A 13,232-nucleotide genomic window follows, 5' to 3' on the forward strand; every position below is an offset into this window, starting at 1 on the left:
GGCCCGGTGCAGGACCACCGGAGCGGCCCGCGCGACCGTCGGGACCGACGACGACGGCCCGCCCGAGTCGTGTGACTCGGGCGGGCCGTTCCCATCACCCCGCCGGATCGCCTTCCCACAGGACGACCCGACTCCCCGCACCGACCCCGTCCGGGTCGGCCGTGGTCCTGGACCTCAGTCGGTCAGGTAGAGCTGCATGTCCTGGCTGACCGCCTTGGCGAACAGGCGGAGCTTGGCGCGGGACTCGACGCGGCTGACCGCCTGGCGCGTGGTGTGGACGACCTTCGAGATCTCGTCGAGGGTCATCGGGTGGTCGTCGTCGAGGCCGTAGCGCATGCGGATGACGCGCGCCTCGTCCGTGGGCAGCTCGGCGACGATCGACCGGATGTCCCGGTGGAGCAGCGTGCTCTCGGTCATCTCGTTCGGGCTCGCGGCGTCCTCGTCCTCGATGAAGTCCCCGAGCTCGGAGTCGTCCGAGTCACCGACCACCGTGTGGATCGACACGGGCTCGTGCGAGCGGCCCTTGAGGTCGAGGAGTTCCTCGACGTCCATGCTCAGCTCCTCGGCGACCTCTTCGGGGCTCGGCGCCCGGCCGAGGTCGACGGTGAGGTCGCGCTCGGTGCGCGAGATCTTGTTGATGAGCTCCACGGTGTGCACCGGGATGCGGATGGTGCGGGCCTTGTCGGCGAGACCGCGCGAGATCGCCTGGCGGATCCACCAGGTCGCGTAGGTCGAGAACTTGTAGCCCTGCGTGAAGTCGAACTTCTCCACCGCACGGACCAGGCCGAGGTTGCCCTCCTGGATCACGTCCATGAACGGCAGACCGCGCTGCGAGTAGCGCTTGGCGATGCTCACGACGAGGCGGAGGTTCGAGGTGATCATCCGCTCCTTGGCGCGCTGGCCGTCACGGACGAGCCAGCGGAGTTCACGCTGCAGCTGCTTCGGCACGTCGGGCGTGTTCGCGAGCTTCTCCTCGGCGAACAGGCCGACCTCGATGCGGCGGGCGATGTCCGCTTCCTCCTCGGCGGAGAGCAGCGGCAGGCGGCCGATGTGGCGGAGGTAGTCGCCGACCTGGTCGACCGAGGCGCCGCGCACACCGGCGAGACGCTCGTCGGCCTCGATCGCGGTGTCGACGCTGTCGAGCTCGCGCGGTCCCGCCTCGACCTTCGTGGTGGTCTTGGAACGCCGGGTGGTGCTCGGAGCTTCGGTTGCGATGGTCATGGCTGACTCTCCTTCGCGGTGACGGTTGACGGGGGCCGAACCGGCTGGGCCGGGCCGGATCACGTCGGACGGTGTCGTTCGGCGCTGGTCCTGCTGCCCCTCCATCGGGGCGTGCAACGAGTAAAGCGGCCCGGAGGTGTACCCCACAAATCGTTTCCTGCTTTTCCCAGGGATCTCCGTGCTTCGTCATCGCGGACCCCCGGGTGGGGGTACGGGACCACTCCGCCGACCGGCCCTCCGATCCCGGAGATGCTGGGGGACGAGCCCGGAAATCCACGGATCCCCGCCCGCATTCGAACCGATTCCGGGCCTGTACCCCGCCCTGTCACCCGGCGGCCGACACGTTCCGGGGTACGCGTGCGGATGGGGCCCCCGCGACACGTCCGTACCCCTTTTCGGCAACGATCCCGTAACACGCTCGTCACCCGGGGGTCGATCGGCGGTCACCAGCTCGGTTCGAGCCAGTCCGTGCGTCGCTGGGCCCCCTCCGCTTCGGCGTCGAGGTCGAACTCGTCGTACTCGCTCTCGATGTCCCCGACGAACGAGCGGGCGACGGCATGCAGCAGATCGGTCATGCCGGCGATGCTGACCAGCCCCGACGACGGCGGGGTGAACGGCTCGTGTCGCGGCGCTGACCGCCGGACGTCCGGGAGCGACTACTCCGCGGACTGCGGCGAGGCGGGGACGGCCGCGGGGCGGTTCGGCGCCTGCACGTCACGCGGCCCCGCGGTACCCGCGCCGGGTCCACCGGCGGCACGCTCCGCGGCGAAACGGGCGCGTTCCTCCCGTTCGAGCTTGGCGTAGGTCGCGCGCTCGGTGCGGTCGGCCCGGATGATCGCCCGCATGACGAACCAGAACACCAGGCCGACGACGACGGTCGGCGTCAGCGAGAAGATGATCCCGGTCACGACTCCATGAGGCACGCGACCATGGTACGTCCCGGTGCTCGGGGTGCCGTGCGGGGGACCTGAGCGCACGGCCAGCGAGCGGAGCGCGTCCGCCGTGTGGCACGCCGACGACGAGTGCGCATGCGCCCGCACGTTGCGTTGTCGTCCGTGTGCGCAGGAGTGCGTCGACTGCCGTGCTCGCAGGCTCGCCCGGGGCTGGCGTCGCGCAACGCTGGCGCGTTGCCCTAAGCCCCAGCGCCCTTGACGAGCGGGAACAGGATCGTCTCGCGGATCCCGAGGCCCGTGATCGCCATGAGCAGGCGGTCGATGCCCATCCCCATCCCGCCCGACGGCGGCATGCCGTGCTCGAGGGCGCGCAGGAACTCCTCGTCGACGCGCATGGCCTCGACGTCGCCGCCCGCGGCGAGCTTCGCCTGCTCGACGAACCGCTCGCGTTGCACGACCGGGTCGACGAGCTCGGAGTACGCCGTGGCGAGCTCGAACCCGCGGACGTAGAGGTCCCACTTCTCGACGACGCCCGGGCGCGACCGGTGCTCCCGCGTCAGCGGGGACGTGTCCACCGGGAAGTTCATGACGAACGTCGGGCGCTCGAGCGAGTCGATGACGAAGTGCTCCCAGAGCTCCTCGACGTACTTGCCGTGGGTGGCGTGCGCGACCTCGACGCCCTCGGTCTCGGCGAGCGCCTGCAGCTCGGCGAGCGGGGTGTCGGGCGTGATCTCGCGACCGGCCGCGGCGGAGAGCGAGCCGTACATGTCGACGCGGTCCCACTCGCCGCCGAGGTCGTACTCGGTGCCGTCCGCGAGCGTCACGACGAGCCCGCCGGTGACGGCGAGCGCGGCGTTCTGCACGAGCTCCTGCGTCAGGTCGGCCATCTGCTCGTAGTTCCCGTAGGCCTGGTACGCCTCGAGCATCGCGAACTCGGGCGAGTGCGTGGAGTCGGCGCCCTCGTTCCGGAAGTTCCGGTTGATCTCGAACACACGCTCGATGCCGCCGACGACCGCGCGCTTGAGGAACAGCTCGGGCGCGATCCGGAGGTACAGCTCGGTGTCGAACGCGTTCGAGTGCGTCACGAACGGGCGGGCCGACGCGCCACCGTGCTGGGTCTGCAGCATCGGCGTCTCGACCTCGAGGTAGTCGTGGGCGGCGAACGTCGCGCGGAGGGACTGCATCACGCCGGCACGTGCGCGCACGGTGGTGCGCGCCTGCTCGCGGACGATGAGGTCGAGGTAGCGGGCGCGGACCCGGGTCTCCTCGCTCAGCTCGGTGTGCAGGTTCGGCAGCGGCAGGATCGCCTTCGCCGCGATCGCCCAGTCGTCGACCATGACGCTCAGCTCGCCGCGGCGGGACGAGATCACGCGGCCGTGCACGAACACGTGGTCACCGAGGTCGACGAACTCCTTCCAGCGCGCGAGCGACTCGTCCCCGACCTCGGCGAGCGACACCATCGCCTGGATGCGGGAGCCGTCGCCGGACTGGAGGGTCGCGAAGCACAGCTTGCCGGTGTTCCGCGAGTGCACCACGCGGCCGGCGAGCCCGACGACGTCGTCGGTCTCCTCGCCGCTCGGCAGGTCGGCGTGCTCGGCGCGGACCGCGGGGATCGTCGTCGTGATCCCGAGCTCGACCGGGTAGGCCTCGATGCCCGCCGCCAGCAACCGCTCCCGCTTGTCGAGGCGCACCTGACGCTGCTCGCTCGTCTCGGCCGCGGCGGCTGCCTCGGCGTCGACGCGGGCGGTCTCGAGGGCGACGGCCTCGGGGTCGGTGGTCTCAGCGGGTTCGTCGGTCATCGCGCGCGCAGCTCCGGGGGTCGTGGGGGATGCGTCGATGCTACCGGCCCACCACGGCGCAGCCGGCCGGGAGGCGCTTGCCGGGGACCGCGCACCGCTACAGCGCCTGCTGCCCGTCCGCCTGCGCGAGCGCGTTCTCGACGGCGGACCGGACGAGCGCGCCGAGCACGCGTCCCGGGTGGTCGACGCCGATCGCCGCCAGCGTCCCGGCGGCCTGGTCGACGATCGCGCTCGAGAAGTCCACCGCGGCCCGGACCGCGTCGGCGTAGGCGGCGCGGTCGGCCTCACGGACGACGACCGGCTCGGCACCCATCTCGACCACGAGCGCCTGCGCGATCGGCAACACCGGCGCGGGCGAGGTCACCGCGCAGTAGGCATCCCGGAGGCGGGCGAGGTCGACGCTCGTGCCCGTGAACGCCATCGCGGGGTGGATCGCCAGCGGGATGACGCCCTGGGCGGTCGCGGGCGCGAGGACCCCGACCCCGTGGTCCGGGCTCGTGTGCACGACGAGCTGTCCCGCCTGCCAGATGCCGGCGTCGGCCAGACCCTGCACGAGCCCCGGCAGCTGGTCGTCCGGCACGGCGAGCAGGACGAGTTCGCTCCGCTCGACGAGTTCCGGGGTCCCGAGCACGGGCGCGCCGGGCAGGAGCGCCTCGGCCCGGTCGAGTCCTGCGTCGGACACCGCGGTGATGCCGACGACCGCGTGCCCCGCGTTCGCGAGCGCGGCGCCGAGCACCGGGCCCACCCGGCCCGCACCGACGACGCCGACCCCGAGTCGTCCGGCCCGCTCGCTCATCGTGGTCCTCCGTCCGGTCGTGGCACGTGCTCCCACCCCACGGGCGCCGCCCCCGCTGCGGACGCGGTGACCGACGCGGGGTCGGCGCCCCGGGCCTCCCGGTCGTCACGCCACCGGTGCGAGGTGTCGGCGGCAGCCGCGCGGACGGCCTCGGCCTCGGTGCCGGAGAACAGCCGCATCGCGTCGGGCACGGCGAGCGCGCCGATCCGCGCGACGACCGGGCCGTGCACGGTGTGCACGTGGACCTCGGCGAGCCCGAGCGCGCGCTCGAGGGGGCCCTGTGCCACCCGGATGCTCTGCACGCGCGGCAGGGGCACGACGACGAGCGACCGCCAGACCGCGCCGAGGCGGAGCAGCACCGCCCCGGGGACGCTCCGGTAGCCGTTGCGACGCCAGGACAGCGGTCGGAGCCAGGCGCCGCGACCGGGTGACCGCGTGAACCCACCGGCGTCGCCCGACCCCGTCAGGCTGCCCTGCACGACGTCGACCGCGGCGGCCGAGCCCTCCTGCAGGCTGGCGAAGGAGGCGGCGGGACCGGCGACCGCGGTGCCGACGAGCTCCGGCAGGATGATCTCGAGCACGGCACGGACGTCCGCGGTGTCGCCGACGGGCAGCACGACCGAGGACGTCTGCTGGTTCTGACGGGAGCCGCCGGCGTGCGAGGCGCGGTTGACGCGGACGTCCCACCAGCCGAACGGACGCCACAGCAGCGGCTGCGTGACCGCGACGGCGTGGATGCGCCCGGGCGGCAGGGTCTCGTTCGAGGTCGACACGAGGCCGTAGCCGATGCGGATCCCGTCCGGGGTCGCCGCGATCGAGTACTGCAGCGACTTCGTGAAGCGGCGGACCGTGACCCCGACGGCGCCGATCATCGCCGGGAACAACGTCACGAGCAGGAAGTACTGGCCCGTCACGGCGACGCTCACGATGATGCCGACCGCGGCGAGGGCGAGCACGACGGTCGTGTTCGACAGGAGCACGGAGCCGATGAGCCGCCCGGTGTGCACGCGCACGACGCGCGTGGCGCGCACTGCGGCGGGGTCGAGTTCCGGGGCCAGGAACTCCGTCATCCGCTCGTCGACGAACCGTCCCGGCGGCCGGGCGGCCCGGGACCCGCCCGGCACGTCGGCGCGGGCACCGCTCGCCAGCAGCAGGATGCGCTGCCGCAGGTCGTCGGCCGGCCGCGAGCCGAGGTACGCCAGCTGCACGTTCGCGTCGTTGCCCGCCTGGGAGATCTCGAGCCGGGCCGTGCCGACGAGCCGGGCCACGAACGGGCGGACGACGTTGACGGCCTGGATGCGGTCGAGGCGGGCCTTGCGGTGGTTCCGGAACAGCACGCCCGAGCGGACCTCGACGACCTCGCCGGTCACGCGGAAGGTGTGCATGCGCCAGGACAGCGTGAACAGGCCGATGAGCACGAGGATGAACACGAGCACCCCGAGGAGCGCGACGCCCACGTAGTCGTGGCGGACGACGTAGTCGATCGGGTCGCCCTGCTCGCCGCCCCGGGCACCACCCGGGATCACGAGGTCCAGCAGCCGCTCGCGGAGGGTGTTGACCACCCACCCGAGGATCACGAGCAACGCGATCCCTCCGCGGAGCAGCGGCGTCAGCGGGTGCAGGCGGTGCCACGTCCCGTCGGTCAGGTCGGCGGCCGCGGCGGCGTCGCCCTGCCGGTGGGGCTGCGGGAGCGGCGGCAGCGGCGGGCCGGACGGCCGGGAGGTCACAGCCCGACCCGTCGGCTCTCGGCCATCGCGACGAGTTCGTCGCGCAGGCGGTCCGCGTCGGCCTCGGGGAGCCCGGGCAGCCGGACGTTCGTGCTCGCCGCCGCCGTCACGAACCGGAGGTCGCTCAGACCGAGGGCACGACCGAGCGGCCCGCGGCTGATGTCGACGAGCTGCATGCGGCCGTACGGCACGGCGATGAACCGCTGGAACATGAGTCCGCGCCGCACCACGAGGTCGTCGTCGCGGAGGGCGTACCCGATCGACCGGATCCGCCGGGGCGTGAAGGCAGCGACGAGGGCGGTGACCACCGCGGCGGCGAGCCCGATGAGCGTCCACACGAGCGCGGTCGTCGGTGAGGACCCCCGGAACGCCACGCCGATGAGGAAGCACCCGGCGGTGATGACCACCCCGACGACGAGGACGGTGACGAGTTCGGTCCAGACCAGGCGCGGCGACACCCGGCTCCAGGGGATCCCCGGCAGGTCGAGACGTTCCCTCGGCATCGGTCCCCCTGTCGTCGGCGTCGCTGCTGCCGGGTCGGTCAGATCGCGGTCGTCCCACCCGGGTCGGAGTCGTCGTCGTCCCGGGGCGGCACCGTGCACATGTGCTCCGCGACGAGCGCACACACCATGAGCACCAGACCACCGAACACCGCGACGACGCTGGGCAGGATGGAGCCTAGCGCGGGGACGACGGCCCGCGTGAGGACGAACGCGAGCCCGCCGCCCGTGAACGCGCCGAACAGCACGCCGCAGATGCTCGAGGCCTTGGCGAGGACCACCACCCGCGTGGCGTAGAAGGCGTCGACGGGGCGGGTCGCGGTGCCACGGGCGTGCCGACGGACCGGGATCGCCATGAGCACGAGCGCGATGCCGATGAAGCCCAGGGTCAGCCCGAGCGCCGACGAGAGCACGATGACGGGCCGCTGCCGGGACGCCAGAGCGGCGTCGAGGGCGAACCCGGCGACACCGGCGACGATCGCGACGCTGATCAGGGTGGAGGCGCGGGTGTGTCTCACTGGGGTGCTCCCGGGAGCTCGGACGGACGGGACGCGAACAGTCGGGGTTCCTCGACGCGGACGGTGTCGTCGCCGACCGCGGCGAGCAGCGCGGCGACCGGACCGGCGCCGGGGAGGACCGCGTCGGGGTCGGCGTCGAGCCAGGGCGCGAGCACGAACGCCCGCTCGGCGGCCCGGGGATGCGGGAGCGTCAGGTCGGCGGCGTCGAGCACGACGTCGTCGACGGCCACGATGTCGAGGTCGAGCGTCCGGTCCCCCCACCGCTCGACGCGGACCCGGCCGTGGGCGTCCTCGATGTCGTGCAGCTCGGCGAGGAGTGCGTGCGGCTCGAGATCGGTGTCGACCACGACCACCCCGTTGCGGTACCGGGGCTTCGTCTCGTCGGGCCCGGAGAGGGTCATCGCGACGGACTCGACCTCGTGCGATGCGGCGACCGGGCGCACCCCCGGCACCGCGAGGATCGCCGCAGCGGCCTCGCGCAGGGTCGACCCCCGGTCGCCGAGGTTGGCACCGAGGGCGATGACGGCGCGCCTCACGGGTCGACCCGCGCGGAGCGGTCCCGGCGGATGGTGATCGACACGTCCGCGAACGGCACCGTGATCGGTGCCTGGGGCTTGTGCACGGTGACCTCGGTGGCGAGTGCCGCCGGGTGCCCCAGGACGACGGCGGCGATGCGCTCCGCCAGGGTCTCGATGAGGTCGACCGGGTCGGACTCGACGGCCGCGACGACCTGCTCGGCGAGCACGCCGTAGTGCACCGTGCGGTCGAGGTCGTCGGAGCCCGCGGCGGCACGGGCGTCGACCTCGACGGCGACGTCGACGACGAAGTCCTGCCCGTCGGCGCGCTCGTGGTCGAAGACCCCGTGGTGACCGCGGGCCCGGACCCCCGTGAGGCGGATGACGTCGTTCACGATCGCGCGGCCCTCCAGGCGTCCCAGACGTCGAGCACCGCGCGGTTCGGGGCGGGGTCGTGGACCCGGACGCCCCAGGCCCCACGCTCGGCGGCGAGCAGCGTGATCGCCGCGGTCGCCAGGTCCCGGTCCCGGGGTGGGGCGTCCGGATCGCTCCCGACGCCGGCGAGGAAGCGCTTGCGTGACGCCGCGACGAGCACCGGGAGCCCGAGCGACGCGAAGCGCTCGTACCCGGCCAGGATCTCCCAGTTCTGCCGACCGTGCTTCGCGAACCCGAGCCCCGGGTCCACGACGACCTGGTCCGGGTGCACACCGAGCACGATGAGCTCCGCGACCCGGAGTTCGAGCTCGCGGCGGACGTCCTCGACGGCGTCCTCGTACACGGCGTTCCGGTGCATCACGTCGCTGTGGCCGCGCCAGTGCATGACGACGAAGCCCGCACCACTCGCGGCGACGACGCGGGCCATGTCGGGGTCGGCCAACCCGCCGGAGACGTCGTTGACGATCGACGCCCCGAGCTCGAGCGACCGCTCGGCCGTCGCCGCGTTCATCGTGTCGACGCTCACCGTGATGCCCTCGGCCACCAGGTCCTGCACGACCGGCAGCACGCGACGCTGTTCCTCGTCGACCGGCACCCGCGGCGCACCCGGCCGGGTGGACTCGCCGCCGACGTCGACGAGGTCGGCGCCGTCGGCCACGAGCCGGCGCGCGTGCGTCACGGCGGCGTCGCGTCGGTGGTGTTCGCCACCGTCGCTGAACGAGTCGGGCGTCACGTTGAGGATGCCCATGATCCGCGCCCGGCCCGGCGTCGATGGGGCCGCGCCCGCCGCACGCGCCGATCGGCGACGCGTCGCCGCCTCCTGCTGCAGGGCAGGGAGGTCGATGGCGACGGTCGCCGGTTCGGCTGCGGCGGCGCGGGCGCGGCTCGCCTCGGAGATCCGGCGCTCGCGCCGGCTGGGGAGGTCGGTCATCCCGCTGGCCTACGCCGGCGCGATACCGGGGTTCCCGCGCGGGGCCCGTGCCCGACGCGGCTTCGCCGGGGGCTCGGAGTCGATGCCGCCGTCGACGGCGCCCTCGTCCACCGGCGCCTTGACCGGCAGCGAGATCGCGGGCAGGTCGCTCACGGGGCGGCTGTCGCTCGAGAGCCACTGCGGGCGCTCGGGCAGCTTCCGGACGTCCTTGAAGATCTCGGCGAGCTCGTTCTGGTCGAGCGTCTCCTTCTCGAGGAGGGCGCCCGCCAGGTGGTCGAGGATGTCGCGGTTCGCGTTGATGACCTGGTAGGCCTCGTCGTGCGCGGACTCGAGCAGGGCACGGACCTCGGCGTCGACGGTCTCGGCGATGTTCTCCGAGTAGTCGCGCTGGGCGCCCATGTCACGGCCGAGGAACGGCTCGCCCGACCCCTGGCCGAGCTTGACCGAACCGACCGCCGTGCTCATGCCGTACTCGGTGACCATCTTGCGTGCGGTCGCCGTGGCCTTCTCGATGTCGTTCGACGCACCCGTGGTGGGGTCGTGGAACACGATCTCCTCGGCGACACGACCGCCCATGGCGTAGGCGAGCTGGTCGAGCAGCTCGTTGCGCGTGACGGAGTACTTGTCCTCGAGCGGGAGCACCATCGTGTACCCGAGGGCACGACCGCGCGGGAGGATCGTGATCTTCGTGACGGGGTCGGTGTGCCGCATGGCCGAGGCCGCGAGCGCGTGACCGCCCTCGTGGTACGCGGTGATGAGGCGCTCCTGGTCGCTCATGACGCGGGTCCGGCGCTGCGGACCGGCCATCACGCGGTCGACGGCCTCGTCCAGCGCGCGGTTGTCGATGAGCTGCGCGTTCGAGCGCGCGGTGAGCAGCGCGGCCTCGTTGAGGACGTTCGCCAGGTCGGCACCCGTGAACCCGGGGGTCTTGCGGGCGAGGACGTCGAGGTCGACGCTCGCGGCGAGGGGCTTGCCCTTGCCGTGCACCTGCAGGATCTGCTTGCGGCCGATGAGGCTCGGGGCGTCGACGCCGATCTGGCGGTCGAAGCGACCCGGCCGGAGGAGCGCGGGGTCGAGCACGTCGGGACGGTTCGTCGCGGCGATGAGGATGACGTTCGTCTTGACGTCGAAGCCGTCCATCTCGACGAGGAGCTGGTTCAGCGTCTGCTCGCGCTCGTCGTTGCCGCCGCCGATGCCGGCACCGCGGTGACGACCGACGGCGTCGATCTCGTCGACGAAGATGATCGCGGGAGCGTTCTGCTTGGCCTGGTCGAACAGGTCACGGACGCGGCTCGCACCGACACCGACGAACATCTCGACGAAGTCCGAACCGGAGATCGAGAAGAACGGCACCCCGGCCTCGCCGGCGACGGCGCGGGCGAGCAGGGTCTTGCCGGTCCCGGGAGGGCCGTACAGCAGCACGCCCTTCGGGATCCGCGCGCCGACCGCCTGGAACTTGGCCGGCTCCTTGAGGAACTCCTTGATCTCCTGGAGCTCCTCGATGGCCTCGTCCGCGCCGGCGACGTCGGCGAAGGTGACCTGCGGGTTCTCCTTGTTGTTCATCTTCGCGCGGGACTTGCCGAACTGCATGACGCGCGAGCCGCCGCCCTGGGCGCTCGACAGGAGGAACCAGAACACCAGACCGATGACGAGGAACGGCAGGAACGTCAGCAGGAGCGAGACGAACACGTTCGACTGCTGGACGGTGTCGTTGTAGCCCTTCGACAGGTTCGCCTTGTCGACCGCCGAGACGACGTCCGGCCCACGCGGCGTGGAGTAGTAGAACTGCTCCGTCTGGTTGCCGTCCTTGAGCACGAGGTCGACGCGCTGCTCGGTGGAGTTGATGGTGGCAGAGGCGACCTTGCCGTCACCGAGCTGCTCGAGGCCCTTCTGCGTCGTGATCTGCGACGTCCCGGACTGACTGATCACGGCCCAGCCGATCCAGATCCCGATGACCGCGATGATCACGTACAGGTACGGCCCACGGAAGATGCGCTTGAAGTCCATGTGATCCGGGCGACACGCCCGACACCTTTCTCTGCCGATGTTGCGTCGGAGTCAGCATACGGCCGGGACTCTGTGGGGCGAGTGGGTGTCCTCCGAGGGCGAACTCGACGTCCGGAGGGCCGTTCGTCAGGAGTAGACGTGCGGCGCCAGGACCCCGACACCACGCAGGTTGCGGTAACGCTCGTGGTAGTCGAGGCCGTACCCGATCACGAACGCGTCCGGGATGTCGAAGCCGACGTACTTGACGTCCACCTGCACCTTGGCCGCCTCGGGCTTGCGGAGCAACGCGACGATCTCGACGCTCGCGGCCCCGCGGCTCACGAGGTTCTGCCGGAGCCAGGACAGGGTGAGCCCGGAGTCGATGATGTCCTCGACGATGAGGACGTCGCGGCCGTGCAGGTCGGTGTCGAGGTCCTTGAGGATCCGCACGACGCCGGACGACTTGGTGCCGGACCCGTAGGACGACACCGCCATCCAGTCCATGGTGATCGGGAGCTTGAGCTCACGCGAGAAGTCCGCCATCACCATGACCGCGCCCTTGAGCACGCCGACGAGCAGCGGGTCGCGCCCGGTGTAGTCGGCCTCGACCGCGCGGGCGAGCTCGGCGATCCGGGCGTCGATCTGCTCGGCGGTGAACAGGACCTCGCTCAGGTCGGCCTGGACGTCGGTGAGTTCCACGGGGGCGTGCCCTCTCTGATCAGTGGTGCGCGGGTCAGTGGTGCGCGGGTCAGTGGTGCGCCGGGCCGGTGCCGCCCGGGTCTCCCAGGATACGGCCGGGCGACCCCGGCCCGGACTCGGACACCGGCCGCCCGGACTCGGACACCGGCCCGGACGTCGTGCTCGCGAACAGCAGGCGGTCGCCCTCGCGCCGCACGCGGACGCCGGGCAGGTCGATCGGCCCCTGTCCCGACCAGTCCGTCACGAGCCGGCACACCTCGAGCGTCTGGAGCCGCGAGAGCACGACGCCGAACTCCCCCTCGACCGCGAGGCGCACGAGTCGCTGCCGCAGGGCCGGCGGGTTGGTCGCGAGTCCCGACACGGACACCGCGATGCCCGCCTCGGCGTGCTCCGCGAGTTCCTCGGCGAGCTCCTCGGCGAAGTGGTCGAGCGCGCTCGCGTCTTCGCGGATCTGGTCGGCGGTGCGAGCCAGGGCCTCGACCACGCCGTCGCCGAGCTCCTCGGCGAGCACCGGCAGCACGCGCGCGCGCACCCGGACCCGGGCGAACGCGGGGTCGTTGTTCTGTGGGTCCGTCCACGGCTCCAGGCCGCTCTCGGCACAGGCCGCGACGGTCGTCGCCCGCCGGACCCCGAGCAGCGGGCGGGCGAGCAGCGGCCCGGGCGCCACCGGCGCCGGTGACCGCGCCGGCATGCCCGACAGGCTGTCCGGACCGCTGCCGCGCAGGAGGCCGAGCAGGACCGTCTCGGCCTGGTCGTCCATCGTGTGCCCGACCAGGACCAGCGGCGACCGCTCCGCCGCGGCGACGGCCGCGATCGCCCGGTACCGGGCCTCCCGGGCGGCGGCCTCCGGCCCACCCGCGTCACCGACGCGGACGTGGTCGACGACGACGGGCGTGAGCCCGAGCGCCTCCGCCTGCCGGGAGGCCGCGCTCGCGACCGCCCCGCTGCCCGCCTGGAGGCCGTGGTCGACGACGACGGCGCCCGCGCGGAGGCCCTGCCTGGGCGCCTCGAACGCGGTCGCGGCCGCGAGTGCGAGCGAATCGGGGCCGCCGCTCAGCGCCACGAGGACGAGGTCACCGGAGGCGAGGACGCCCGCCGAACGGGCGTCCGCGAGGGACGTCCGCACCGCGCGGCGCACGGCGGCGGCGGCGGGTCCGAGCCGGGGCCGGTGCATGTCCACCCTGTAACGTTATCGGCGCTGTAGGACCGCAG

At 72.6% G+C, this 13,232-nt stretch carries 14 protein-coding genes; all 14 read right to left on the reverse strand.

Annotated features, from left to right (window positions below; translation table 11 throughout):
* Nucleotides 1-174: 174 nt before the first annotated feature.
* Complete coding sequence (locus DEI82_RS02485) at nucleotides 175-1,221, reverse strand: sigma-70 family RNA polymerase sigma factor (RefSeq protein WP_111011998.1); 1,047 nt, start codon at nucleotides 1,219-1,221, stop codon at nucleotides 175-177.
* Nucleotides 1,222-1,664: 443 nt separating this feature from the next.
* The gene (locus tag DEI82_RS16420; RefSeq protein ID WP_258369821.1) at nucleotides 1,665-1,796 is read right to left on the reverse strand and encodes a hypothetical protein; all 132 of its coding nucleotides are present in this window, start codon (nucleotides 1,794-1,796) and stop codon (nucleotides 1,665-1,667) included.
* Nucleotides 1,797-1,877: 81 nt separating this feature from the next.
* Nucleotides 1,878-2,144 (reverse strand): hypothetical protein, encoded by a 267-nt coding sequence (locus DEI82_RS02490; protein ID WP_146242812.1) that lies wholly within the window; start codon nucleotides 2,142-2,144, stop codon nucleotides 1,878-1,880.
* 209 nt (nucleotides 2,145-2,353) lie between these two features.
* A complete protein-coding gene (gene lysS, locus DEI82_RS02495) occupies nucleotides 2,354-3,913 on the reverse strand; it encodes a lysine--tRNA ligase (protein WP_111035698.1) in 1,560 nt (519 codons plus the stop codon).
* Between the two features lie 97 nt (nucleotides 3,914-4,010).
* On the reverse strand, nucleotides 4,011-4,709 hold the full coding sequence (locus DEI82_RS02500) for a Rossmann-like and DUF2520 domain-containing protein (protein ID WP_111010313.1): 699 nt from the start codon (nucleotides 4,707-4,709) through the stop codon (nucleotides 4,011-4,013).
* The gene (locus DEI82_RS02505) at nucleotides 4,706-6,436 is read right to left on the reverse strand and encodes a PH domain-containing protein (protein ID WP_111035699.1); all 1,731 of its coding nucleotides are present in this window, start codon (nucleotides 6,434-6,436) and stop codon (nucleotides 4,706-4,708) included. Before DEI82_RS02505 ends, DEI82_RS02500 begins: the two co-directional genes overlap by 4 nt.
* Nucleotides 6,433-6,939, reverse strand: a complete 507-nt coding sequence (locus tag DEI82_RS02510) for a PH domain-containing protein (RefSeq protein WP_111010314.1) — start codon at nucleotides 6,937-6,939, stop codon at nucleotides 6,433-6,435. Before DEI82_RS02510 ends, DEI82_RS02505 begins: the two co-directional genes overlap by 4 nt.
* Nucleotides 6,940-6,977: 38 nt before the next feature.
* Entirely contained in the window at nucleotides 6,978-7,454 is a 477-nt protein-coding gene (locus DEI82_RS02515) for a DUF3180 domain-containing protein (protein ID WP_111010315.1), read from the reverse strand.
* On the reverse strand, nucleotides 7,451-7,990 hold the full coding sequence (gene folK / locus DEI82_RS16425) for a 2-amino-4-hydroxy-6-hydroxymethyldihydropteridine diphosphokinase (protein ID WP_111035700.1): 540 nt from the start codon (nucleotides 7,988-7,990) through the stop codon (nucleotides 7,451-7,453). Before folK ends, DEI82_RS02515 begins: the two co-directional genes overlap by 4 nt.
* Nucleotides 7,987-8,364 carry a dihydroneopterin aldolase gene (folB, locus tag DEI82_RS16430; protein WP_111035701.1) on the reverse strand — a complete coding sequence of 126 codons (378 nt, stop codon included), beginning with the start codon at nucleotides 8,362-8,364 and terminating at the stop codon, nucleotides 7,987-7,989. The genes folK and folB overlap by 4 nt, the downstream gene beginning before the upstream one ends.
* Nucleotides 8,361-9,335, reverse strand: a complete 975-nt coding sequence (folP, locus tag DEI82_RS02530) for a dihydropteroate synthase (protein WP_111035702.1) — start codon at nucleotides 9,333-9,335, stop codon at nucleotides 8,361-8,363. Before folP ends, folB begins: the two co-directional genes overlap by 4 nt.
* A gap of 9 nt (nucleotides 9,336-9,344) precedes the next feature.
* Nucleotides 9,345-11,342, reverse strand: a complete 1,998-nt coding sequence (ftsH, locus tag DEI82_RS02535) for an ATP-dependent zinc metalloprotease FtsH (protein ID WP_111010319.1) — start codon at nucleotides 11,340-11,342, stop codon at nucleotides 9,345-9,347.
* Between the two features lie 126 nt (nucleotides 11,343-11,468).
* Nucleotides 11,469-12,020, reverse strand: a complete 552-nt coding sequence (gene hpt / locus DEI82_RS02540; protein WP_111035703.1) for a hypoxanthine phosphoribosyltransferase — start codon at nucleotides 12,018-12,020, stop codon at nucleotides 11,469-11,471.
* A gap of 49 nt (nucleotides 12,021-12,069) precedes the next feature.
* A complete protein-coding gene (gene tilS / locus DEI82_RS02545) occupies nucleotides 12,070-13,194 on the reverse strand; it encodes a tRNA lysidine(34) synthetase TilS (RefSeq protein WP_111035817.1) in 1,125 nt (374 codons plus the stop codon).
* Nucleotides 13,195-13,232: the final 38 nt, after the last annotated feature.

It is taken from the genome of Curtobacterium sp. MCBD17_019 (assembly GCF_003234555.1).
GTDB lineage: Bacteria > Actinomycetota > Actinomycetes > Actinomycetales > Microbacteriaceae > Curtobacterium.